We start from the raw sequence: 24,687 nt of genomic DNA, 5'->3' as shown, positions 1-24,687 counted from the left end.
TTTTTGTCAATAGAATTAAAATTGTCTTAAAAATGGGCTTTTTTACAAATAGACTAAAGTTTTTCTATTTCGGCTTCAGAAAGGCCTGTGGCCTGAATTATTTGAGTTATAGGTAAATTCATAGATTTTAACATTTTTGCAGTTTGTTTTACGCCTTCTGAAAATCCTTTATCCCTAGCATCCATCTCAAAAGTAGACATTAATCTGTATTCTTGCCGTGCTCGTTCATTATTTTTTATTCTTTGTATCATAGTTTCTATCCTCCTTGTAAATTCGGTTTTTGCCTTGCCCGTTTTAAGATATTTTAAAAATTCTTTTAATTCTCCATTTTCTGTTTTCTTAAAGGCTTCCGCATTTATTATAATCTTTTTTGTTCCATCTTGTAAAGATATGTTTTTATCTTCAAGACAAATATTTTCAAAAGTATAAACGGGCCTTTTTTGACCTATAACATCAAATAAACAGATAAAAATTATAAAGCTGTCGTTTAAATTGCTATAGGAATTTCCTGTGTCCAAAAAAGAAATATCAATAGCCGCCTGGTAAAACCGCATTCGTTTAGGTATGTTTCGTTCATTGCGTATCTGCATTTCAACATCATAAAGTCTTCCGTTTTCTGTTTGTACCAATACATCAAATCTTACAGATTTCGCTTGTTTGTAGGTTTTAATATTATGTTGTACTGAGATATATATAATTTTGCCTATTGTACTTGACAGTACCATTTCGATAAGTTTTTTACATAAATCTGCATTCTGCATGACTTTGTAGAACATAAAGTCATCTTGCAATGTTAAATCTTCAAATTTTTTTAACATTCGTTTTCTCCTTAAATTTTTTATATTTATCCTCTTTATTATATTTATAGGGATTATTTGAAAAAAATAGTAAATTACGGCATAAATTTATAAAAAAATTTGTATTTTGTGTAACTTTTTTTTGTTTTTGCTTGACAACTGAAATTGCGTGTGTTATAATCGCATTAAATAAATAACAAGGAGGAATTTTTTATGAAAAAAATTCTGTCAATTTTGATGATTTTGGCTCTTGTGGGCGGAGTCGCCTTTGCTCAACTTACGCCTGAAGTTACAGCAAGTGCTGCAGTAAAATGGGGTATTGATCTCGGCGCAGGAAAAGATGCGAAACCTCAACATGGTTTTGAAAATTACTTTCTTGCTAAGGTTGTTGTCCCCCTCTATATGGGTAAACTAAACTCAAAAACCGAAGGCGATGTTCACATGAACTTTGACCTTGGAGTAAATTTGGCTTATAGATTTTATGATGAGAAATCTAACAGTGATTCACCTCATTTACCTCATAAGTCAGACATGGAACTTGCTCTTTGGAGAAAAACTTTAAGCGGTATGTCAGCTTCTATTCACTTTTTTGGCGGTTATATGAATGTTTATGGTCGCCCAGATTTTTCTACAAACTTTGCAAAAATTTGGACTCCAATCACAGATGATGGACGTGGAATAAATCGACCGCAAACATCTGGTGATATTACCGGTTTTGGTACAAAACTCGGTTATGCAAGCGATGATCTTGCAGGAACGGGACTTAAACTTGATACCGGTTTAAAATTTGGTTCAAATGGTGCATGGAATGCGGAAGGAAAAGCTGCCAAAGATGAATTTAAGGTTGTAGATCTAAAAGACGGTGACAAGCAAACTCCAGGTACAGAATATTTTAAGCAAAATGGTTTAAATGAAGAAGGTAAGCCTATATTTAGTTCTACTGCTACTGTTTTCACAGGTGTGGCAGATCCTGTAACGAGTCTTCCCACAGTAGCTGCGGGTGAAGCCGGAAAATATTTAGCAAAGTCTAAATCTGCTGCTACAGGTCCTGCAGCAAATAAATATGCTTTCGGTTTTGATTTAAGCTTAGGTTTCGATAAATGGGTAACTTTTGATTTCGGTATAAATGCTACATTTGATCCTATAGAATCATTTGGTGAAGCCGGTGTGGATTCCTATAAAAAAGGAGCCAAGTCGGTATCAAATATGGAGAAGCCTTATATAGGTATGGGTTTCAAACTCGGATCAAAACCTGTTGACGGTCTTGCTTTAAACTTTGGTATGGATGCCTTTATGAATGTAGGTAAAGATTCAAAGGTTGCATTTGACCTTGTGTTTGACGCTTCATATAAGTGGGTAAAAATGGGACTTTACTATGGTAACGAATTGTCTAACTATGCAGGAAAAGACAAGGACGGTAAAGATATAGGTGATATGGCTGCGATGCTCGCATTTAACTCTGAAGACTCAGGCGATACAAACTTTGTTGAAGGTTTGGCATTCGGTGTCGATTTCAGACTTAACCATATGTTGACAGCTATCAGCAAAGCCGATAAAGATAATTTGAAGATTATGCCTATGGGTATTACATCTTGGGTCAGCTACAAGTATGCCCTTACCGATTCAATGTGGATTAAGCCCTATACAACAGTTTGGGCAGAATCCAACCACACAAGCCGCGCTGATGGAACTACATCGAACAAACATTATTTCGGTGTTGCTTATGAAGCAGGTATGACTTTCTCTCCGATGGAAAAAGTTGAAATTGATGCCAAATGGTCTCATGGTGAGACAGAAGATAATAAATATGAAGGCCCCGGTATGATTAAAGCTCCTGCAAACTATCGAAACCACAATGGAAAATTTGTGCTCGGTGTTAAAGTTAAATACTAATCTTACATAAGGTATTTACCTGATGTAATTATTGCCCCGCTCAATTTGAGCGGGGTTTTTTATTGTTCTATAATGTAACATTGAATAATCCCATCTTTTTATGGTATAATCATTATCGAGAGGTGTTAAAAATGGAATTTGATTTTTCACGAAAGATACCGATAGGGGTTCAGAGTTTTGAGGTAATGCGTAACGATAAATTTCTCTATGTCGATAAAACTCACTTTTTATTCAAACTTGCGCATTCAAACCGGGTATACTTTTTAAGCCGTCCGCGCCGTTTCGGTAAAAGCCTCTTTCTTTCTACATTACGGTCTTACTTTTTAGGACAAAAAGAGATGTTTAAGGGTTTATACCTCGAAAAAGCCGAAGAAAAGAGGGCTGAAATCGAAAAAACAGAGGCTTGGATTGAGTATCCGGTTCTTTATATGGATTTTAACATTGGTAAGTACGAGGATCCCCGGTCTTTAAACAGTCATCTCAATCTTGTTTTAAGTCAGTTTGAAGAAATATATGGAGCACATAAACAAGAAGAAGAACCTGCGCAACGCTTTGCAGGTATAATAAAGCGGGCTTATGAAAAGACCGGCCGTCAAGCAGTTATCTTGGTAGACGAGTACGACAAGCCTCTATTACAAACTATGGGATTAAACGAAGCCTTGAACGAAGAGTACCGCAACACCCTCAAAGCCTTTTATTCGGTAATAAAAACCTGCGACCAATATATCCGCTTTGCTTTTTTGACGGGTGTAACAAAGTTCAGTAAGGTGAGCATCTTCAGCGATTTAAACAATTTACAGGATATAAGTATGCTGAATAATTATGCGGAAATATGCGGATTAACTCAAAGCGAAATAGAGAATACTTTTAAACCCGAAATAGAGCGATTGGCGAATAACACCAAAAACTCTTATGATAAAATGCTTGAAGAATTAAAAAAGCGTTATGACGGTTATAAGTTCAGTGTTTTAGGAGAATCGGTTTATAATCCTTTCAGCATACTAAACACTCTTAATTCAGGCGAATTAAAAAACTATTGGTTTGCAACCGGCACTCCTACATTTTTGGTGAATTACCTAAAAGATGCTTATTACAATGTGCCCGCTTTGGACGGGAATGTTGAGCTTGATGAGTCCGGTATAGAGCTATATAGGGCAGATGCAAAAAATCCCCTGCCCATACTTTTTCAATCTGGATATTTAACGATAAAAGAATATATCGAAGATGCGAATATATACCGTTTAGGCTTTCCCAATGATGAGGTGCGTTACGGCTTTTTAAAAAATCTTTTACCTGCATACTGCTCTCTTGGGCTTGACGAAACAGGTGTGTCGGTATGGGAATTTGTAGAGGATGTAAAAGCGGGGAATGTAGACAGCTTTATGGAAAGAATTCAGGCGATAATATCGGGCGTTCCTTACGATAATTTGCCTAAAGACAAGCTAAAATTAAGAGAACAAAACTACCAGACGGCTGTCTACTTAATCTTTAAACTCATGGGGCAATTTGTAGAAACAGAGATACACTGTGCAAAGGGCCGAGTTGATTGTATAGTGCATACAAAGGATTCAATCTATATCTTTGAGTTTAAACTGATGAGTGCGGGTACGGCGGAAGATGCAATAGCGCAGATAAAAGAAAAAGGCTATGCCGATCAATTTACAGCTGCCCGCAAAAAAATAATCCTGATAGGTTCAAGTTTTGATGAAGAAGAAAGAACTATCGGCGAATGGAAAACGGAAGAATTATAAGCCATTGAAAAACTACAAAACCTTTGTTACAATGGTTTTTCTATTTTGAATTTAAAAGAGGTAAGTACATGAAAATAGGAATTTTTGGAGCGGAAGAACAGGAAGTTAAACTTTTAAAAAAGCATTTAGTAGGAGAAATCCGTAAAATTGCCGGTCTTAGTTTTTTTACAGGCAAGATTATGGAAAAAGATGTTGTTCTTGTTTGCAGCGGAATAGGCAAGGTTAATGCCGCTCTTTGCTGTCAGATTCTTATTTCGGAGTTTAAGGTTGATGCCGTAATAAACACCGGAGCGGCCGGCGGTCTTTTAACCGATTTAAACGTTTTTGATATTGTTGTATCGTCAGAGGCTGTTCAGCATGACGTGGATGCTGTTGCTTTCGGCTATCCGCTCGGGCAGGTTCCTATGACAAAATCTCCTTTTTGGCCTGCCGATAAAAAGCTTAAAAATCTTGCCGTAAAGGCATTTAAGGCCATGCAAAAAGAACATGATGACGAGCACATAAAAAACTTAAAACTTATTGAAGGCCGCATCGCTTCGGGGGATGTTTTTGTTTCCGATGAAAAAATCAGGGCAAAGATTATCAAAGAATTTAACCCTGCCTGTGTTGAAATGGAAGGAGCCGCCGCAGCCCAAGTTTGTAAAATAAATAAAATTCCGTTTTTAATTTTGAGAAGCATTTCCGATACAGCCGGAAAAGATGATGCGGCTAAAATTTCTTATGATGTTTTTTCGGCACAGGCAGCAAAGGATTCTTCACTTTTGGTATTGCAAATGCTGAAAATGCTGTAAAGTATTTTGATAATTATGGATAGTTTTAGTTTTACAACAGTTCAAGGAAAAACCGAAGTTTTTTATTGTGATGCTCTATTTTTGCCGTGTGTAGATTCGCATGGCGGAATGTATATTGCCGATTCCAATACTGCTCCTATTGCAAAGAGCGCAAAGAATTTCCGCTCCGATTTACCCTTGGTTATTATTGAAGCCGGAGAAGAAAATAAGAATTTCACTTCGCTTCTTCTCATATTGAAAACAGCCCTTGATGCGGGCTTAAGCCGAAATTCGGTTTTTATCGGTGTCGGCGGCGGACTCGTCTGCGATTTGGCTGCCTTTGCGGCTTCAGTTTATATGAGAGGCGCAAAATGTACTCTCGTTCCGACCAGCCTTTTGGCTATGTCGGATGCCGCAATAGGGGGAAAGACCGCAATAAACTTTGACGGCTATAAAAACATGGTCGGGACTTTTTTTAAAGCTGATGAAATTTACATAAGTACCGGGGTTTTAAAAACCTTGAGCAAAAAAGAATATCTTTCAGGTTTGGCCGAAATATTTAAAATGGGGCTTTTGTATTCTAAAGATATTTATCGAGCTTTCGCTTTGCAAAAAGAAAAAATATTAAAAAGAGATGATGCTCTTTGTTTAGAGCTTGTAAAAAAAGCCATCGAAGCTAAGGCCATGGTTGTCAGCCGCGACTTTGACGAAAAAAATGAAAGAGCTTTTTTAAACCTAGGCCACAGTTTTGGGCATGCTTTGGAATCGGTTTTAAACTTTTCAAAAATTTCGCATGGGGAAGCTGTTGCTTGGGGCATTTCAAAGGCAATGCTTATAGGCCGGCGATTGGGCTTGACTGATCCGGCTTATGCAGACGAAGTTTGTTCTCTTATAAGGTCTTACAGCCGAATGAATCAATCGGTTTTGCCTGATGCAGATTCAATAATTGAAGCAATGAAAAAAGATAAAAAAAACATAAACGGTAAAATCCGCTTAATTTTACAAAAAAATATTTGCGAAACCTTTGCTTACGAAGTTTCCGAAAAAGATATCAGGGAGGTGTTATGATTTATTTGGATTGGGCCGCGACAGCTCTCCCTCAAGAGGTCATAATTACTGAGGCCTTAAAAAAATCTTTTGAATACTTTGCAAACCCTTCTGCAAAACATTTTATGGGTAAAGAAGCTCGAAAAATTCTTGAGGAAGCCCGTGCAGAACTTGCAGAGATTTTAAACATATCTTCTCAGCATATAATTTTTACGTCCGGAGGAACCGAAGGCGATAACATTCCGATGCTTTCTCTTTTATCTTTACCTTCTGCATGTTCGATTGCGGTAAGCAATATAGAGCATTCTGCAGTCCGGGAGCAGGCTCATGTAATGAAGGCCAGAGGTTATAAGATTTTGCAAATTCCGGCCGATAAAAACGGTTTTATAAGTGCCGATGCGGTTTTAAAAACCATAGATTCAGAGACGGCCTTTGTTTCGGTTATGGCCGTAAACAATGAAACCGGAGCAATCCAACCCATATCCGAAATAGGCAAGGCCCTTGAAGAGTATTCTAAGGGAAAAAGAAAAATTCACTTTCATACCGATGCGGTGCAGGCTATAGGTAAGATTCCGTTTGAGCTTTCAAAACTGCCCGTTCATTCCGCATCGTTTAGCGGGCATAAAATAGGCGCGCCCAGAGGAATCGGTTTTTTGTATCTTGCAAAAAATATTGAAGCCTTTATCCGCGGGGGCGGGCAAGAAGGAGGTATTAGACCCGGAACTGAAAACCTTGCAGGTATTTTAGCCCTTTCCGGCTGTCTTAAAAAATATCATGAAAACTTAGGTGATTATCTTTTTCATGCAAAAGAATTAATGGATTTTTTAATTGAAGAACTGGCCGGCATTGAGGGTTTAAGTTTTATTCCGGAAGTTCGTCCTCAGCAAAAAGATAAGTTTTCGCTGTGGATTTTACAGTTTGCGGTTAAAGAATTGACGGGTGAAGTGCTTGTGCGTTGTTTGTCCGAAAAAGGAATTTGCATTTCGACAGGTTCTGCCTGCTCTTCAAAAAAACAGACTCGCCCGGTTTTGGAAGCGATGAAAGTGGAACCTAAAATGCAGTTAAATTCAGTCAGAGTTTCGATAGGCCCTGCAACACAAAAGGAAGAACTTGAAATCTTTGTTAAAAGTTTAAAAGAAATTTTAAACGAATTCCGCTAATTAATTTTTGTATTCATTAATCGGTTTCTGATTTGCCCAAGTTTTCTTGTTCTTCTTTTAGCTTTGCCGTAATTTTTGATTGACGTGCCAGACGGTTTGCTAAAAGCCGGGACAAGAAGATTCCGTAATGAGGATATTTCTCGATCAATTTCATAAAATTCATCTTAGGAATTTTAATGAGAGATCCTTCTCCAATTGATACGACCGTAGCGGATCTTCTGTCATTCATCAAGAAAGCCATTTCGCCTATAAAAATATCTGCGGGAGTCAGAACAGACATTAGTTTATTGTTTACATATACAGCATACCGGCCCGAGCTTATGTAAAAAAGATCGCTTGAATCTTCGTTTTCGCGGCAGACAATTTGCATATGTTTAAAGGTTAAAAGCTGCTGCGATTTTAAAATAGCCGGCGTAAGGTTGGCTATATTTCTTTGATTGGGTACTTCAAATGAAACTTCATTTCCGATATTATTGTATCTGATATTTTTTACGAGAGTCTGCGAAAGCTTGATGCCCATACCGTGCAGGCCGGCTTCAAAATCTGCTTCAAGATGACTTTTCCAATCGAAGCCGTTTCCTTCATCCTTAATGGTTATCTTTGTTTTTTCGGGCAGTACAGAATATGTGATATAAACTTTTTTCTTTTTGATTTCGGGCTGTTTTTGTTTTTCAGCAATTAAATCAAGCATGTTTTTTCCGCTTCGCAGCCATTTGTTTTTTTCTTCATAAGAGATGTTGCAGTTTCCGTGTTCTACTGCATTAAGTAAAAACTCCATCATTGCCGTTTGAAGTGAAGATCTTTCCTCTTCATTAACTCTGTCGGTGTTGTAAAGATAAGTTCCGATTAGGTTAGCATAAAAAACTATTTCGAACGGATCGGTATCACTTACAAAGTGCCCTGTTTCTTTTTCATCAGGTCTTTGATGCATTCCTCGATTAAAAAGAAAATGTTGATGTTGGTTTAAAATCTTTATAATTTGTTGTGTGTTTTTTTCAAAATCTTTTCTTGTACAGACAAACAAAAAGTTAGGTTCTTTTATTTGTTCAAGTTTTGCTTTTTCATGGCGAGTTTCGGTAATTGCAATGATTCCTCCGAACAAAAGCCATGGGTCTTCTTTTATAATTCTGACACAAGATTCGGCGTCGATATTGGGATCCGCGAAATCAATAATTTTAATTTCAGGCATTTCATATTTAAAGAATGAAACAATGTTTTCATACTTGTCAAGAACTGCAATGTCTACGTTTTCAATATTTGCTGCAGCATCTTTTAAGCCGTTTACTGTAGTTTTTATTGTGCTTATTATAGGTACCTTTTTCATCATTATTTCCTTTAAAATATATCTTATATTATAGCATAAATTTGAAATACATACTATACTTTAATGATGAATATGAACGATTTATCTTTTTTTCAAGGAAGAACAACTCCTCTTGGGGCACAGCTGAACCCCGATGGTGTAAATTTTAGTATTTTTTCCGGAAATGCAAAAGAAATAGTTCTTCATTTATTTGAAACATTGGAAGATTCCGAACCTGCAATTTCCTATAGGCTTGATCCTCAAATAAATAGGACAGGGGATATTTGGCATGTTTTTGTTGCCGGGCTGAAAAATTGGGCCTTTTATCTGTATACGGCAGACGGGGATTTTTTACCCTCAGCCGGCCATTTATTCGATACAAATAATTACTTGCTCGATCCTTATGCGCGGCTTATAAGTGCTCATTCCATATTCAATTCGGAGCAGACTTTTAATCAAATAAGCGGTAAGGCTGCAGGCGGTAAAAATCAACATAAGCCGACGGCAAAAGGCTTTCCTAAATGTGTTGTTGTAGATGAAAGGGAATTCGATTGGCAGGGGGATAGGCCCTTAAACATTCCGCTTCAAAAATGTGTAATATATGAAGCTCATGTAAAAGGTTTTTCTTTTTTGAATGATAAGATAAGCCCTACAAAGCGCGGTAAATATTCGGGGCTCGTGGAGCTGATTCCGTATTTAAAGGATTTGGGAATTACCTCTCTTGAGCTCCTGCCGGTTTTTGAATTTGATGAAAACGAAAATATGAACGTGAACCCGAAAACAGGCCTCAGGTTAAAAAATTATTGGGGTTACAGTACCATTGCTTTTTTTGCCCCTAAGGCCCTCTATGCCGAAGATCCTGGCAATGCCGTAAACGAGTTTAAATTCATGGTGAGGGAGTTTCATAAGGCAGGTATCGAAATAATATTGGATGTGGTGTTTAATCATACCGCAGAGGGAAACGAAAACGGACCCGTTTTTTCTTTTAAAGGATTTGATAATTCCATTTACTATCATCTTGAAGATAATAAGCTTTATTATAAAAACTTTTCAGGCTGCGGTAATAGTATAAAGGCATCGGAAACTCCGGTCATAAAATTTATTCTGGATTGCTTACGTTATTGGGTAACCGAAATGCATGTGGACGGATTCCGTTTTGATTTGGCTCCTGTTTTGGCACGAAATAAAACCGGAAATATAGATTTCAATTCTTTTATGATACAGGCTATAGCGGATGATCCTGCGCTTCATTCTACAAAGATTATAGCTGAAGCTTGGGATGCCGCCGGCGCCTACATGGTTGGAAAATTCCCGGGACGCTGGGCAGAGTGGAACGATTTATTTAGGAATTCGGTCAGGCAGTTTTGGCTTCAGCCGAATCCCGACATAAAGCACTTAGCAAGCAGGGTAACCGGTTCATCGGATTTATATTTTCAGAGCGGAAGACGGCCTTATCAGTCAATAAATTTTGTTTGCTGCCATGACGGCTTTACCCTCTGGGACTTATTAAGCTACTCCGAAAAACATAATGAAGAAAACGGAGAAAATAACCGTGACGGTTCAAATGAAAATTTAAGCTATAATCACGGAATAGAGGGACGGGCTTCTAACGAGGTTGAGCTTATGAGGATGAGGTCTGCAAAAAATATTTTGACAACCCTTATTCTTTCGGCGGGCACACCTATGATTAACATGGGAGATGAGGTATTCCGTACACAAAACGGTAACAACAATACCTATTGCCAGGACAATGAAATGTCTTGGTTTGATTGGGAACTTGTTGAAGAAAATAAGGACTTTTTTGAATTCACAAAAAAACTTGTAAACTTGAGAAAAAGACATTTTTCTTTTTTAAGAAAACATTTTTTTACAGGTGTGCCTAAAAATAACGGAACCCCGAATGATATTACATGGTTTGATTATCAGGCTAAAACTCCGGACTGGACCAAGCCTTCTAATTTTTTAGCCTTTTTAATAGACGGAAATAAAATCAATTTGGAAAGTGATGAAGACGACAACGATTTTTATGTTATGGCCAATAGTTACAATAACGATATGACGGTAAGACTTCCTCCTCCTTCTTCAGGCGGAAAAATTTGGCACCGCCTGATAGACACCTCGTACACAAGCGGCAAAGATTTTTTGGATGAAGAAGCTGCCGAGCAAATTATGAACCAGCAAGTGTATGTTGTACTGGCCCGTACGGTTGTAGTTTTAATTTCAAAATAAGGATGTCTCCCCTTGTTCAAACTTCTTAATAGTGTTATAGTTATTTAACAAAAATTTTAAAGGAGAACTTTGATGAAAACAATAAAGTTGGACGATTTTAAAAATTACGCTTTTTTAAGCAATGTTAAATTTTCGGAAGACGGAAAATATGCGGCCTATGTGTGTGCCCATGCCGACTTGACCGAAAACGATTATAACAAGGCCCTTTTTCTTTTGGACATGGAAACAAAAAAGACCAAACAGTTGACGGGCGAGGACGTAAATTCTTTTTACGGCTTTGACGGAGACAGGCTTCTTTTTTCTGCAAGAAGAACAAAAAAGGAAAAGGAAGAAAAAGAGAAAACCTTTGTTTATTCTATTCCAGTGTCGGGCGGTGAAGCCTTGCTTGCCTACACCTTTCCCCATCCCGTTTTAAAAATGGAATTTGCCGATAAAAAGACGGCTGTCGTTTTACACTCATGGAAGGATGACCCGTTTAAAAAGCTGCCTAAAGAAAAGGCCGAAGAAGCAAAAAAAGACGAGGCTGATTATGAGACCTTTGAAGAGATTCCTTTTTGGAGCAACGGAGGCGGTTTTACCTCACGCAAGAGGAACAGGCTCTTTGTTTACAATCTTTCAAACATGAAGGGTACGGCCCTCACAGATGAGTTTACTCAGGTTGACGGCTTTGACTTCAATAAAAAGACCCAAGAGATTTTATTTACAAAGTCTACTTATACAGATAAGATGCCCATCTATAACGAGCTCATGCTCATGCCCTTAAAAACCAAAAAAGCAAAGCTCTTAAATGCCGGTCAAGATTTTATGTATGCCGATGCCAAATTCTTCGCAGATAAAATTCTTTATACGGGTGCCGACGGCAAAAAATACGGCGTAAATCAAGATGCCGATATTTATCTTATCCCCAAAACCGGAACCGGAGCCAAGATGATTTCGCCCAAGAATTACGACAAGAGCTTATGGAATTCCGTAGGTTCAGATTCAAGGTACGGGGGCGGAGCTAACTCCCATGTCAAGGACGGAAAATATTATTTTATTACAACCGAGGATGATTCTTCTTTTGTAAATGTCATTGACGAAAAAGGAGAATTAAAACAAGTTATTACAGAAAAGGGCTCGGTAGATTGCTTTGCCGTTAATGAAGAAAAAATTCTTTTTATCGGGTTTAGAAAGCAGGAATTGCAGGAAGTTTATCTTTTTGACGGCGAAAAAGAAAACTGTCTTACAAAGCACAATGCTTACGCTTCAAAACTTCAAAAGATTGTTCCCGAAGAATTCGAGTTTACAAATGACGGCGTTAAACTCCACGGCTTTGTTTTAAAACCCTTAAACTACAAGGCCGGAAAAAAATATCCCGGTATTTTGACCATCCACGGTGGGCCTAAGACTGTTTACGGTTCAATCTTTTATCACGAGATGCAGTTTTTAGCCCAATCAGGCTACTTTGTGTTTTATACAAACCCTCGCGGTGCCGACGGAATGGGCCGGGGCTTTGCCGACATTCGGGGCAAGTACGGTACAATCGATTACTCCGACTTAATGAAATTAACCGATGAAGTTCTAAAAAAATACAAGGACATCGACAAGGATAGGGTAGGCGTTATGGGCGGCTCCTACGGCGGCTTTATGACTAACTGGATTATCGGCCACACAAACCGCTTTGCTGCAGCCTGCTCCCAGCGTTCTATTTCTAACTGGATTTCCAAATTCGGAATAACCGATATCGGTTATTATTTTAACTCGGATCAAAACGGAGATGTTACGCCTTGGAAGGGGGTAGAAAAAATGTGGGATCACAGTCCCCTCAAGTATGCCGATAAGTGCAAGACTCCGACTCTTTTTATTCAATCGGATGAGGACTACCGCTGTTTTGAGGCCTGCGCCTTCCAAATGTTTACGGCCCTCAAATATCACGGCTGCGAAGCTAAGCTTGTTTTGTTCCACGGGGAAAATCATGACCTCTCCCGAACAGGAAAGCCCAAGCACCGAATCCGCCGTTTAACCGAGATCTTCAACTGGTTTGAAAAACATCTTAAAAAGTAGGGCCATTCTCTCCGCTTAATTCCAAATACTTGAACCCGAAAGTTTTTTCCGGGAACCGTTTTTGGATTAGGGCGGAGGCTCTTATAATTCTTTCCCTGCCCAGCTCGGCTATCGTTTTAAAACCGGCTTTGAGGGCAGGGGAGTCCTCAGGGCAGGGCTCGTCCCTTTGTACCAAAATAAATTTTCGGGTTTCGTTAAACTCTGCGTTTAGTTCCATTACAGCTTGGGCTGTTGCTGCCGAGCCCGAAAAAAAATCTAAGATAATTGCATCCTCAGAATCGGGAACCAGTTTAAAAAGATATTTTAAAAGAGTTACAGGCTTTGCATAATCGAAAACCTTTGCTCCAAATAAAACTTTTTGTTCATAAGCACTTTGTATATTTGTTTTAACATACTCCGTTGGGAGGAGCGATTTAGGAACGGTTTTTTCTTCTTTTTTAAGATAGGTTTTTACCCAAACCGTCCACCGGGTAGGATTGCCGTTTATCTCTTTAAAAACGGATTTGTCCGTTTTTTTAAATACTATTAAATTTTTTTCTAAAAGGTTTAAAAAAGTTTTTTCGACAAAGCGGTAAATATAACCATCTTTTGGGATTATAAAATTTCCGTCAGGAGTTTTTATAGGATATCTTTGGTTTTTGGCTTGCGTTTTATTTTTCCACGCAAATTGCTGGTACCTAAAAAATCGTCCGTCATCATCCTTGTATTTATACATTTTTTTTGCCTTTTCAGGCATCGGGGCTGTCATGGGCTTTACCTTAGTTTTATCCTTGGCATATAAGACGATGTACTCATGCGATGTGTTGATATGTTTTTTCCGCAAGCCTCCGCCGGTAGAATTATTCCAGACGAGGGTAGAAATAAAATTTTCCATACCGAAAATTTCATCAAGGATGATTCTTAAATAAGGATAGGCCTTATCGTCAATGCTTATAAAAATAAGTCCGTCATTACTTAATAAGGTTTTTGCGAGGCTCAATCTTATATAAAGATAATTCATCCATTCGGCCTTGCTTTGAAAATTATCGGCATAAGTAAATTTTTTACCTGTATTATACGGAGGGTCAATGTATATTATTTTTATTTTTTCTTTATAATCTTTTTGTAAAAAAAGGAGGGCATAGAGGTTATCCGATTCTATATATAAATTTTTTGCAATGTCTGCATTAAAACTTTTTATCTTGTTTTCGGTAAAAGAAAATTTATTTTGATTTTTTAATAGATTTTTCAATCTTTGTGCGGTCTCATCTTTTTCTTCCCATGTAAAAAGTTTCATATCTGGCACACTCATAAATAACTATATAATAAAAAGAATTTTTATGCAATAATGTTCTAAAAATAAGGTAAGCCCCTCTTTACATTTTTACCGTATATTATACAATGTTCCAAAATATTTTTATTATGGAGAAATATAATGAAATCAAAAATTATGGCTATGTTTTGCCTTATTCTTTTTGTTTTTTCGCTTAATGCCGTAGGTGCTGCGGAAACTTATTATTATGATGCAGTAGGAGGCGCTACCGAAAGTAATTCTATGGCTGCGGTTGAAAAGGAAGCCGTTCATTGCGAATTGAAAATAGATTTTCCTATTTTTGAAGATGTTCCGGCTTTAAATGCTATTGTTTCAAAAACGGTAAAAAGTCAGATTACCTCATTTTGGAATGACTATTATTCCGTTTCACCCGATGATATGGCAAAGTCGCCTACTGCCCGAAATTTTGAACTGGTTATCGGCTATGATGATATCATACGGGATGGAAATTATATAAGCTTTGTTCTATCGGTTTATGAATACATGGGAGGTGCCCACGGCCTTACGCAATTGGTTCCCGTAAACTACGATATAAAAACAAAAAAGCTTGTGTCTTTGGCCGATGTTGCACGTTCCAATTCAAAGAATTGGCTTGTCAAGCTCTCAAATGAGGCAAGAAAGCAGTTAATGGAAAAGGTGAAGAAAGGCGAATTATCCTCCGATGAGGGAATGATAAAAGAAGGAACAGAGCCCAAGCTTGAAAATTTCAAAATTTTTAAAATTGAAAAAGGAAAGATAAAAATTATTTTTGAGCAATATCAGGTCGCTCCGTATTCTGAAGGCTTGCCTGAAATTACAATTCCGATAGATTTTTTTAGATAGAATTTGCTTAACCTGACAACAGGGCTAAAGTCCTTGTTGTCAGGTTGAAGCAGGTGTTAGGATATCTTATGTTCTTAATAAAACTTCTTCTTTTACTTTTGAATTAGTTAATTTAGGATATATTTTTATTTCTAGCCCCATTCCAATACTATCAATATAATCAATAAGTGTTGATAGCTTTATATCCTTTCTTTTTTCTAATCTTGAAACAGATGACTGACTAAAATTTGCAATCTCGTTTTGCTTCAGTTCCTGTAATTCTCTAATCCTAGCTAATTTGATTGAAAAATTTTCTCTTTCTGCTTTTAATTTGGCTTTCTTTATTTCTTCCTCACTCATATATCTTTCCATCATTTCAAACGCATCTTTCATATTAACCTCCTAAATATATCCATATTTTTCAGCAATTTCTTCCGATCGTTTTATTAAATTTTTATAAAACTTCTTTTCATTTACACCTTTTTTATCCCCGCCTATAAGCAAAATTGCTTTTCTTTCCTTATCAAAGAAAAAAGAAACTCTTAAAACTGTTTCAGAAGTTCGGCCTCTTAATTCTTTTAAATTTTTTATCTTCTTTGAACCATGGATAATATCCGCATATGGACGCTTAATTCAGGACCATTTAATCTCAAAAGCTCCGTCAAATAGTATAACTCTGACATACTATCCTTGTCCAAAGATTTATACCTTTCTTCGTATTCTTCTGTTACATTAACTTTCCACATATTTATATTATATGCATTACAGTGCATATTTGTCAATGGATAAATAAAAATATTTTAATATATTAAATAAATATATACTAATTTTTTCTTTTTTTCGTGCGTTAGCGCGTCGTTCTAACTCTTGTACGGCTCGTTTAAAATTGCAAGCCGTACAAATTGTTAAAGCTTATTTTGCACCCAAGGCAGCCATCGTTATATAATTATACGGTTTATTGAAGTGGGGCAAAAAGAAGATGTCCAAGAGTTTAAGCTTATCGATTGTAAGCTTCTCCTGAATAGCAAGGGAGAACATGTGGATGCCCATAGACATATCATAGGTTGAAGCCATTTGAGCTCCGATTATAACCCTTGTTTTTTTGTCGTATACGATTCTCAATTTTACGGGAGGATTATTGTGATCCATAAATTCGGGGCGCTGCAAGTCTTCAAAGTCGGTAAAGTCAACGTCAAGGCCGAGTTTTTTTGCGCGCTCTACAGTAACACCGCTTGATACCATCTTTAAGTCATAGATATTGATGCCGTTAGAACCTTGAACGCCGATGCTTTCTAAGGGAACGCCGGCTGCGTTATGGGCGGCCACAATTCCGCTTCTTACTGCATTTGTTGCAAGGGCGATGTAGGATTTTTCTCCTAAAGAATTATCGAAAACGGTTGCACAGTCTCCTATTGCGTAAACATCCTTTATGCTTGTTTCTTGTTTTAGGTTGACCGAATAAGCTCCGTTTTTAAAGGTTTCAATCTTATCCTTTCCGAGGTCGGTGTTGGGTCTAAACCCGATGCAGACCACTACCATATCGGCAGGATATTCTCCCTTGTCGGTAACAACGGCTTCTACCTTTGTTGTTCCCTTAATCTCTTGAACGAGTTGGTTATATGCAAGTTTTATTCCGTGATCGCTTAGATTTTTATCCATCAAATCGGTAAAGGGTTTATCGTAATAGTTTGAAAGACTTGAAGGCATTGCATCGATGAGGACTACATTTTTTTGATGGCGTTGGAAAGCTTCGGCAAGTTCGACACCGATGTAGCCTGCTCCCACTACGGCAATGTTTTTGATTTCGGGATTTTTTAGTTTGTCGATAACCTCTTGGGCGTTTTGAAAAATCTTTACCTGCTGAACATTTTCCAAGTCCATGCCCTTAATCTTAGGCATTATGGGAATTGAACCTGTTGCAAGGATTAATTTATCGTAGGATTCTTCTATCGGCTGTGAGCCCTTCACTGTTCCGTATACGATTTTTTTATCGAAGTCGATTCGGGTAATATCGGCTTCCATTGTAACCTTAGCCCCCTTTGCTTCCAGTTTTTCCTTATTGGAATAAAAGAGGCCCTCGGAGCCCCTGATTTGATTTCCTATCCAAAGGGCCATTCCGCAGCCTAAAAAGCTGATATTGGTGTTTTTGTCAAAAACAACTACTTCATTTTCTTTTGAAAGATCCGTTAAAAAATTAATGGCCGATGTTCCGGCGTGATTGGCACCTACCACTACAATTTTGCTCATATTTAGCTCCTTTACTGCCTAAAAAAACAGCCCTTATATTTTACACATAAATTCTTGTTTAGTATAGTGTGCAGATTGTATTGTAAAAAACTGTAATCTATGTTATTATATATACGAAAAAAAAAGGTGGAAATACGCCTAAATTTTTCGAGTGAGGTGCATGTGATGATTAAAAGAGATTATTATCTAAAACAGCTGATCCGTAAAAAAGACAATGGCCGTGTTAAAATAATTACGGGTATTAGGCGCTGTGGAAAATCTTATTTGCTATTTAAGTTATACCGAGAGTATTTGTTATCGAAAGGCGTAAAAGAAAATCAGATTATCTCAATCGCCTTAGATGAGATTGAAAATATAGAATATAGAAACCCATTTAAGTTGAATGAATATATAAAAGATAAGGCTAAGAATAAAAATAAAAAATACTATATATTTATTGACGAAATTCAATTATCAGAAACCATAAAAAACCCTTACATTGAAAATTCTGAAAACAATATTACCTTTGTTGATGTACTTCTTGGTTTAATGAAAATTGAAAATTTAGATATTTATGTAACGGGTAGTAATTCAAAAATGCTGTCAAGCGATATCCTGACACAATTTAGGGATCGAGGTGATGAAATCCATGTAAATCCCTTATCTTTTTCTGAAATATACGATTTGTATGAAGATAAAGTACAGGCTTTTCAAGATTATGCTATTTATGGAGGTATGCCCTATATTTTTTCTTTGGAGAGCGATGAAGAAAAAAGTAAATATTTAAAGGATTTGTTTTATGAAACATACTTAAAAGATATTCTTGAAAGACATAAGATTCAAAATGAAAACGAAATTTTTGAAACCTTGTTGGATTTTGTATCATCTGCCATCGGATCTTTAACTAACCCGAATAAATTAGCAAAAAGATTCTTATCCGAAAAAAAGATAAAGATTTCTTCTTTAACAATTTCTAAATATCTTGCATATTTTGAGGAGGCTTATTTATTGTATTGTGCAAAGCGTTATGATGTTAAGGGGGCACGATATTTTAGCACACCGGTCAAGTATTATTTTGCCGATGTAGGCCTTAGAAATGCCAGATTGAATTTTAGGCAAGTGGAAGAAACTCACATTATGGAAAACATTATATATAATGATTTGAGGAGAAGAGGTTATAATGTTGATGTAGGAGTGGTAGAGCATGAAGTGAATAAGGATGGAGCTAGAAAAAAAATACAGTTGGAAGTTGATTTTGTCGTAAATAAGGGACATAGAAGATACTATATTCAATCGGCATTATCTGTGGCAGATAAGGAAAAAAAAGAGCAGGAAACAGCATCTTTAAAAAAAATAGGAGATTCATTTAAGAAGATAATTGTTGTAAAAGATAAGATTGTTCCAAGGCATGATAATACAGGGATTTTATATATAGGTCTGGAACAATTTTTATTACAAGAAACTTCTTCAGATTTAGATATATTATAGAAATTATTATGACAGGCAAAAGACAAAAAAAGACCCGCTTTCGCGGGTCTTAGTTTTATGGATAAATCTTTACCTAAAGATTTTATAGCCTAAAAAGTTTACAAAATTAGATTGTAAAATAATTGGTTCCTACATGAGCCTTCCAAACAAGAGTCTGCTCATGGATTTTTTCTTGGGGTGTTAACACTTCAGATCTTTGGGGTGTTCCGTTTTTCCTGGTTGATTTAATAAATTTTAATAATGTTTTCATCTTTTTCTCCTTTAAAAGATATTTGCAGTTTTACCTGCATTTGATATATATACTATACTTTAAAAGAAAAAATAAGTCAAGCGAATTTACGAGAAAAACTATCTTTTTCTTGCGTTTTTACAGAAAAATACATAAAAAAATTACATTTATTGCGGTTTATTGCGGTAATCTCTAAAAAATCTAACCCCAATCACCTGCAAAAATGACTTCCGGTTCAAGGGTAAAACCGGTTTTATTTTTAACAGCTGTTTGCACTTTTTCTATTAGATTTTTCACATCGGCAGCCGCAGCTTTTTCTTTGTTAATTATAAAATTTCCGTGCCAAGGTGCTACCTGAGCTCCTCCTTCACAAAGGCCTTTTAATCCTGCATTCTCTATCAATTTACCGCTGGGTTGACCGAATGTTCTGTTGTTTTTAAAGGTGCTTCCGGCAGATGGAGCCTTAAAATGCCCCTTTGCAATTCTGTCTTGAATTTTTTCATCGGTTTTTGCAGCAATTTTTTCTTTTACTCCATGCGTTAAACTAAACACAGCTGAAAGTATGATCTTTCTGCCGTCCTTAATTTCCGTGCTCACCGGATTTTGTTGAAAAGGTGAAATTTTATAATCCCAGTCGGATGGCTTGTATTGATATTCTGCAAATTCTGCTTTTTCATTCTCGGTTAAAATGTATTTTACCGATTTTATTATATCCGAGATTGAAACTTCATAACAGCGGGCATTCATAAATACGGCGCCCCCAACAGTTCCGGGGAGTCCTCCAAAACACTCCAAACCCGAAAGAGAGTTTTCTGCAGCCCATTTTGTAAGATCATCGATAAGAACTCCGGCTCCCGCTCTCACAAAAACCTTGCCTTCAGTTTCGCCTATGATTTCTATCTTGTTTAAGTTTTTTAGATTTATTAATACTCCCTTAAATCCCTTATCCGATACAAGAATGTTTGCTCCTCCTCCGATCAAAGAAGTTAAAACCTTATTTTTACGTAAGAAAGCTATAGCTGCTTTTAAATTTTCTTCGTCTTTTGGGTAAAAAAGAGCTTCTGCCGGGCCTCCGATTTTATATGATGTGAGTCCGCTTACAGGTGCATCGAATTTGACTGTTCCCTCTTGAAATAAAGGGTTATTATGAAGTATACTAAATAGACTGTTCATTAAATTTCAGTATATATCATTATGTATCGAAATAGCAAGAGATATTGAAAGGGGTAAGGCATGAGTTTAAAATTATATAATACATTAGGCAATAAAAAAGAAGAATTTATTCCGATTAAAGAAGGTAAGGCCGGTGTTTACGGATGCGGGCCTACAGTGTATGACTATGCACATATCGGAAACTTACGCACCTATGTTTTTCAAGATGTCCTTGTTAAAACTTTAAGATTTTTGGGCTATGATGTTACCCATGTTATGAACATAACCGATGTCGGGCATCTGACTGATGACGAAGATTCGGGTGAAGATAAGATGGTAAAATCCGCTGAAGAGCGGGGTAAATCGGTTCTTGAAATTGCAGAATTTTACACAAAGGCATTTTTTAACGATACCGAAAGACTAAATATAGAAAGACCCGGCATTGTATGTAAGGCGACCGAGCACATAAACGATATGATAGAGCTCATAAAAAGAATAGAAGCAAACGGGCATACTTACATGGCCGGAGGAAATCTTTACTACGACATTTCTACATTTCCTAAATACGGTGAACTGGCAAACATAAAACTTGAAGACCTCAAGGCCGGCGCCCGTATCGAAATAGATAAAAATAAACGCAATCCTCACGACTTTGTTCTTTGGTTTACAAAAAGCAAGTTTGAAAATCAGGCTCTTGTTTGGGATTCGCCTTGGGGACGAGGCTATCCCGGCTGGCATATCGAGTGCTCTGCCATGAGTATGAAGTACTTAGGCGAACAAATCGATATCCACAAAGGCGGAATCGATCATATAAGGGTGCATCACACCAACGAAATAGCTCAGTCCGAGGGAGCTACGGGTAAAAAATGGGTAAAGTACTGGCTTCACAACGAATTTCTCGTTATGAATAAGGGCAAGATGTCAAAGTCTTCCGGTTCTTTTATCATTTTAGAAGATGTTATCAAGAAAGGTTTTTCTCCTCTTGATTACCGTTTCTTGCTTTTGGGCGGACATTACCGAAGCCAGCTTACCTTTTCATGGGAAGCTATGGAAACGGCAAGAAACGGCAGAAGAAACTTAAATATGAGGATTTCTAAACTGATGGAAGGTTTATCCGAAGCGGAAGTCAAAGATTATATAACTTTGACGGAATCCGTTGATCTAAAAACCGCTAAGGAGAAAATTAAAAACCGGACAGTACTCGGCTATTTTGACGGCTTCGCAGCCGCCATGGAAGATGACTTATCCACACCGAAAGCTCTATCGGAACTACAGCTTTTGATAAAGGAAAAGGATATTCCGCAAAGTGAAGTCTTAACGGCTGTTGCCGTCATGGATTCGGTTTTGGGCATCAAGTTAATTGAAGAGGCTTTTAACATTCTTGCAGATAAGAATGTTCTTGAAATAGATGAGGCTGAAATTATCAAGCTCATTGAAGAGAGGTCTTCGGCGAAACTTGAAAAAAATTATAAACTGGCTGATGAAATCAGGGATAAGCTAAAGGGCATGGGCATTATCCTTGAGGATCAAGCCGGTAAAACTACATGGAAAAAATTATAAAATGTATATTTTTTAAGCTTTTTAAGAAAATTGTAACATTTTGGAGATAAAAGTGTTTAAAGAGAAAGGCGGTTTGAAGGCGTTATCAGACAGCGATTTTAGATCAATGTATGAAACCCTCATGCCTGTTATTTATAAAGTAGCCTACAATATAGTCAGAGAAGGGGATATAGCTGAAGATATATGTCATGATTCTTTGATAAAAATGACCGAAAAAAAGATGGAATTCCCGTCTATGGATGATGCTAAATACTGGCTTATTAGGGTTACGCGGAATGCATCGCTTAATCATGTAAAAAGATGCGGCCGTAAACGAAAGGCTTATGCTAAAGCACTAAAGGAAGACACTCGTAAGGTCGATACAGGAGAAGAGATAGTGTTAAAGCAAGAGTCCATAAATTCGGTTCAGGCAGCTCTTGAAAAATTGCCTAAAAACTTGAGGGCTGTTTTACAGCTCAAAGAATACGGCAGCTTAAACTACAAAGAGATAGGCAGCATTCTTGGAATTAGTGAAGGTAATGTAAAGGTCCGGGTGTTTAGAGCCCGTGAACAATTAGCAAAACATATAGGAGAAAGCGATGTCTACATGCCCTAGTAAAGATTTGTATTCGGCTTATGTTGATGGAGAACTACAATCCCCTTGGAAAGAAAAGATAGAAGCTCATCTGGCTTCTTGTGAAAAGTGCAGCAGTGTGGTTGATTCGTATAGAAAAATAAGTTTAAAATTGTCTGAAGTCTCATGTTCCGAACCTGATTTTGAAGGTTCTTTCCTTAAACTTTATGCGAAAAGGCAGGAATGCCTAAAACGAATTGAAGAAAATAAAAAGAAGCCGACAAGCTGGTTTTATAAATCGAATAAAATTCCGGTGCCTGCTTTGGCTGCGGCTGCCGTATTTCTTTTTGTTTTAACCCCGGTTGTTATGATCAGTACCGGGAAAAATTTAAAACCGTCAGATTCAATCGCAGGAAAAGATTTTAAGTCTACCGCACCTATAGTAAGCGATTTAAAACCTGTTAATAAATTTAAATTAAATGTTTCGAATATCCTCGGTGTAAATGAAAAAGCCATAGTTTTTAAAAATAAAACTCAGGCGATAAATTTGAGTCAATATGTAAATTTATATCTGCCTCCTTCAAATAAAACAAAGTTTAGTATATTAGAAAAAAAAATAAATACACAAGTGTTATTTTTTAAAGACCATAATGCAATTACTCTTACCTCTATAGAAAATGGGAAATAGATTTACTTATTTATTTAGAAAATTTTTTATTTTTAGATTTTTTATATTCCTCCTTTTTTTCGGCGGACTTGCGGCTTTTATTTTGTATCTGACATCCTTAACGGCAAAATATCCTGCAATAACGGAAATTTTACCACCCATAGCTGAGGCAGGAGATGAAATCGTAATACATGGAGAAAATTTCGGAACAGAGATAGATTCTTCTTGGGTTGAAATAGGTGATGCAATCATCCAGGCGGAAAACTGCAATTTATGGACGGATAAAAAAATTGTTTTTAAGTATCCCGAATATCAAAACGGCGGTATTGTATATGTGTCCGTACAAAACAAAAAATCTCCCCCGTCTTTTATGGCATCGGTTTCATCAATTCCGTTGATAAAGGATAAAACCCGTTCCGGCGGCATTCCGTCCATAATTTCTTTAGATAAAGATTTTGTTGAAGTAGGCGGTATTATAAAAATATCGGGTAAAAATTTTGGTGAGACCAGAGGCAATTCTCAAGTTCTATTTGTTTCGGATTTTAATGCCGCAATGGTTCAGCAAATTGAGCGGAAGGAAGATATAGAAGCTGCCCGCTGCTCCGACTATGATTTTGATTTTTTACTTTGGTCAAATGAAGAACTTCACGTGAGGGTTCCCGACGGAGCTGATTCGGGAGTGCTTTTAGTTTTGACTTCATCGGGTGCCAGCAATTCGGTTCCTTTTAGAGTAAAAAACAAAATAGGAACAAAAACTTATTCCAATAAGAAAAATTTTGCGATTGCGGCTGAGGTCGATATTTCGAATGTGGTTGCAGCCGAAAAAAATTCTCTTTTTGTTAAGGTGCCTCTGCCTGTGCAAGCTTATTCGCAGCGGGATGTTAAGATATTGTCTATCATGCCTGCTCCTTTTGTTGCCGATTATCAGGGAGCATCTATTCACCAATATGAAAATGTAAACTCTTCTACAAAAATTCATATAAGGCAGGAATACGGCGTAAATACCTATGAGGTAAATACGAGGGTCAATCCTGTAAATGTAAGAGTTAATTCACGCCAAAATAAAGAGATATATAATAATTATTCTATAGCAACGGAACTGATTCCTTCCAATGATCCGGTCATTCAAAAAACGGCCGCAGAAATTGTTCAAAATGAAAGAAACCCGTATAATAAGGCAAGAAGGATTTATAATTATTTATTAAGAAATGTCGAGATAATTCCTGCTTCAATATTGAATTCGGGAGTTTCTCCTGTAAAGGCTTTAACCGAAAAAAAGGCCGATACTTATGATATAGCTATTTTGTTTGCGGCTATTTCACGGGCTGCAGGCGTTCCGGCTCAGCCTATTGCCGGTATTGTAGTTGATGTTTCGCAGGCAAGTTATTTGCACTGGTGGGCGGAATTTTATTTGGAAGGCTTCGGCTGGATTCCTGTAGACTTAGGTCTGGCAAAATCTGTTCCTTTCGATATGGGTGTGTCTCAAAGTGAAAGTTGGTACTTCGGTAATTTGGATGCTTTTAGAGTTGCTTTTTCCCGCGGTGAGAACGTTCAGCCTCCGATGGCTTCTAACAGTACGATGGTTTCAAAAGAAAGAAGTTATGCCTTTTATAACGGCTGGGAAGAATATTCGGGCCTTACAAAATATAACTCCGTTTGGCGGACTCCGAATATAATCGCTATTTATTAAGTTTAAATCGATATCT

At 37.1% G+C, this 24,687-nt stretch carries 21 protein-coding genes; 13 read left to right on the top strand and 8 right to left on the bottom strand.

Going from position 1 to position 24,687, the window contains the following annotated elements; translation table 11 throughout:
* Window positions 1-53: 53 nt before the first annotated feature.
* Complete coding sequence (locus tag E4O01_RS12125) at window positions 54-818, bottom strand: Rpn family recombination-promoting nuclease/putative transposase (protein ID WP_253692440.1); 765 nt, start codon at window positions 816-818, stop codon at window positions 54-56.
* A gap of 192 nt (window positions 819-1,010) precedes the next feature.
* Between E4O01_RS12125 and E4O01_RS12120 the strand changes: the two genes are divergently transcribed.
* The 5 genes from E4O01_RS12120 (at window position 1,011) to E4O01_RS12100 (ending at window position 7,418) form a co-directional block, all read left to right on the top strand.
* Entirely contained in the window at window positions 1,011-2,690 is a 1,680-nt protein-coding gene (locus E4O01_RS12120) for a major outer sheath protein Msp (RefSeq protein WP_253692439.1), read from the top strand.
* Window positions 2,691-2,821: 131 nt separating this feature from the next.
* A complete protein-coding gene (locus E4O01_RS12115) occupies window positions 2,822-4,441 on the top strand; it encodes an ATP-binding protein (protein ID WP_253692438.1) in 1,620 nt (539 codons plus the stop codon).
* Between the two features lie 68 nt (window positions 4,442-4,509).
* Window positions 4,510-5,232: a 5'-methylthioadenosine/adenosylhomocysteine nucleosidase gene (locus E4O01_RS12110; RefSeq protein WP_253692437.1), complete on the top strand. Its 723-nt coding sequence runs from the start codon at window positions 4,510-4,512 to the stop codon at window positions 5,230-5,232.
* Window positions 5,233-5,247: 15 nt separating this feature from the next.
* Complete coding sequence (locus tag E4O01_RS12105; RefSeq protein WP_253692436.1) at window positions 5,248-6,279, top strand: 3-dehydroquinate synthase; 1,032 nt, start codon at window positions 5,248-5,250, stop codon at window positions 6,277-6,279.
* Window positions 6,276-7,418 carry a cysteine desulfurase family protein gene (locus E4O01_RS12100; protein WP_253692435.1) on the top strand — a complete coding sequence of 381 codons (1,143 nt, stop codon included), beginning with the start codon at window positions 6,276-6,278 and terminating at the stop codon, window positions 7,416-7,418. The genes E4O01_RS12105 and E4O01_RS12100 overlap by 4 nt, the downstream gene beginning before the upstream one ends.
* A gap of 16 nt (window positions 7,419-7,434) precedes the next feature.
* Here E4O01_RS12100 and E4O01_RS12095 read toward each other — a convergent pair whose 3' ends face one another.
* A complete protein-coding gene (locus tag E4O01_RS12095) occupies window positions 7,435-8,742 on the bottom strand; it encodes a cyclic nucleotide-binding domain-containing protein (RefSeq protein ID WP_253692434.1) in 1,308 nt (435 codons plus the stop codon).
* Between the two features lie 63 nt (window positions 8,743-8,805).
* Between E4O01_RS12095 and glgX the strand changes: the two genes are divergently transcribed.
* Window positions 8,806-10,950: a glycogen debranching protein GlgX gene (gene glgX, locus E4O01_RS12090; RefSeq protein ID WP_253692433.1), complete on the top strand. Its 2,145-nt coding sequence runs from the start codon at window positions 8,806-8,808 to the stop codon at window positions 10,948-10,950.
* Window positions 10,951-11,022: 72 nt separating this feature from the next.
* Window positions 11,023-12,993: an alpha/beta hydrolase family protein gene (locus tag E4O01_RS12085; RefSeq protein WP_253692432.1), complete on the top strand. Its 1,971-nt coding sequence runs from the start codon at window positions 11,023-11,025 to the stop codon at window positions 12,991-12,993.
* Here E4O01_RS12085 and E4O01_RS12080 read toward each other — a convergent pair.
* The gene (locus tag E4O01_RS12080; RefSeq protein WP_253692431.1) at window positions 12,983-14,269 is read right to left on the bottom strand and encodes a site-specific DNA-methyltransferase; all 1,287 of its coding nucleotides are present in this window, start codon (window positions 14,267-14,269) and stop codon (window positions 12,983-12,985) included. The two genes, E4O01_RS12085 and E4O01_RS12080, sit on opposite strands and share 11 nt — an antisense overlap.
* Window positions 14,270-14,407: 138 nt before the next feature.
* Here E4O01_RS12080 and E4O01_RS12075 point away from each other — a divergent pair, with 138 nt between their 5' ends.
* Window positions 14,408-15,127, top strand: coding sequence for a DUF3298 and DUF4163 domain-containing protein (locus tag E4O01_RS12075; RefSeq protein WP_253692430.1), 720 nt, complete (start codon window positions 14,408-14,410; stop codon window positions 15,125-15,127).
* A gap of 66 nt (window positions 15,128-15,193) precedes the next feature.
* Here the strand turns inward: E4O01_RS12075 and E4O01_RS12070 are convergent, their stop codons facing one another.
* The 3 genes from E4O01_RS12070 to nox form a co-directional block, all read right to left on the bottom strand.
* Complete coding sequence (locus tag E4O01_RS12070; protein WP_253692429.1) at window positions 15,194-15,499, bottom strand: helix-turn-helix domain-containing protein; 306 nt, start codon at window positions 15,497-15,499, stop codon at window positions 15,194-15,196.
* A gap of 9 nt (window positions 15,500-15,508) precedes the next feature.
* Window positions 15,509-15,697: a type II toxin-antitoxin system RelE/ParE family toxin gene (locus E4O01_RS12065; RefSeq protein WP_253695218.1), complete on the bottom strand. Its 189-nt coding sequence runs from the start codon at window positions 15,695-15,697 to the stop codon at window positions 15,509-15,511.
* Window positions 15,698-16,018: 321 nt separating this feature from the next.
* Window positions 16,019-17,353 (bottom strand): H2O-forming NADH oxidase, encoded by a 1,335-nt coding sequence (nox, locus tag E4O01_RS12060; protein WP_253692428.1) that lies wholly within the window; start codon window positions 17,351-17,353, stop codon window positions 16,019-16,021.
* Between the two features lie 162 nt (window positions 17,354-17,515).
* Between nox and E4O01_RS12055 the strand changes: the two genes are divergently transcribed.
* On the top strand, window positions 17,516-18,820 hold the full coding sequence (locus tag E4O01_RS12055) for an ATP-binding protein (protein WP_253692427.1): 1,305 nt from the start codon (window positions 17,516-17,518) through the stop codon (window positions 18,818-18,820).
* A 106-nt stretch (window positions 18,821-18,926) separates the two neighbouring features.
* Here the strand turns inward: E4O01_RS12055 and E4O01_RS12050 are convergent, their stop codons facing one another.
* Both E4O01_RS12050 and murB read right to left on the bottom strand, forming a co-directional pair.
* Entirely contained in the window at window positions 18,927-19,070 is a 144-nt protein-coding gene (locus tag E4O01_RS12050) for a hypothetical protein (RefSeq protein ID WP_253692426.1), read from the bottom strand.
* A gap of 180 nt (window positions 19,071-19,250) precedes the next feature.
* Window positions 19,251-20,222, bottom strand: a complete 972-nt coding sequence (gene murB / locus E4O01_RS12045; protein ID WP_253692425.1) for a UDP-N-acetylmuramate dehydrogenase — start codon at window positions 20,220-20,222, stop codon at window positions 19,251-19,253.
* A 60-nt stretch (window positions 20,223-20,282) separates the two neighbouring features.
* On the opposite strand from murB, the gene E4O01_RS12040 reads away from it, so the two are divergent.
* From E4O01_RS12040 to E4O01_RS12025, 4 genes are read left to right on the top strand one after another with little or no spacing between them, the layout of a single operon-like run.
* Window positions 20,283-21,761, top strand: a complete 1,479-nt coding sequence (locus E4O01_RS12040) for a cysteine--tRNA ligase (RefSeq protein WP_253692424.1) — start codon at window positions 20,283-20,285, stop codon at window positions 21,759-21,761.
* Window positions 21,762-21,813: 52 nt separating this feature from the next.
* A complete protein-coding gene (locus E4O01_RS12035; RefSeq protein WP_253730161.1) occupies window positions 21,814-22,356 on the top strand; it encodes an RNA polymerase sigma factor in 543 nt (180 codons plus the stop codon).
* The gene (locus E4O01_RS12030) at window positions 22,340-23,002 is read left to right on the top strand and encodes an anti-sigma factor family protein (protein ID WP_253692422.1); all 663 of its coding nucleotides are present in this window, start codon (window positions 22,340-22,342) and stop codon (window positions 23,000-23,002) included. The genes E4O01_RS12035 and E4O01_RS12030 overlap by 17 nt, the downstream gene beginning before the upstream one ends.
* Window positions 22,992-24,671 (top strand): transglutaminase domain-containing protein, encoded by a 1,680-nt coding sequence (locus tag E4O01_RS12025; RefSeq protein ID WP_253692421.1) that lies wholly within the window; start codon window positions 22,992-22,994, stop codon window positions 24,669-24,671. The genes E4O01_RS12030 and E4O01_RS12025 overlap by 11 nt, the downstream gene beginning before the upstream one ends.
* Window positions 24,672-24,687 lie beyond the last annotated feature (16 nt).

This window comes from Treponema sp. OMZ 790, assembly GCF_024181285.1.
Lineage (GTDB): Bacteria > Spirochaetota > Spirochaetia > Treponematales > Treponemataceae > Treponema_B.
This window is presented reverse-complemented; position numbering and strand designations above follow the sequence as displayed.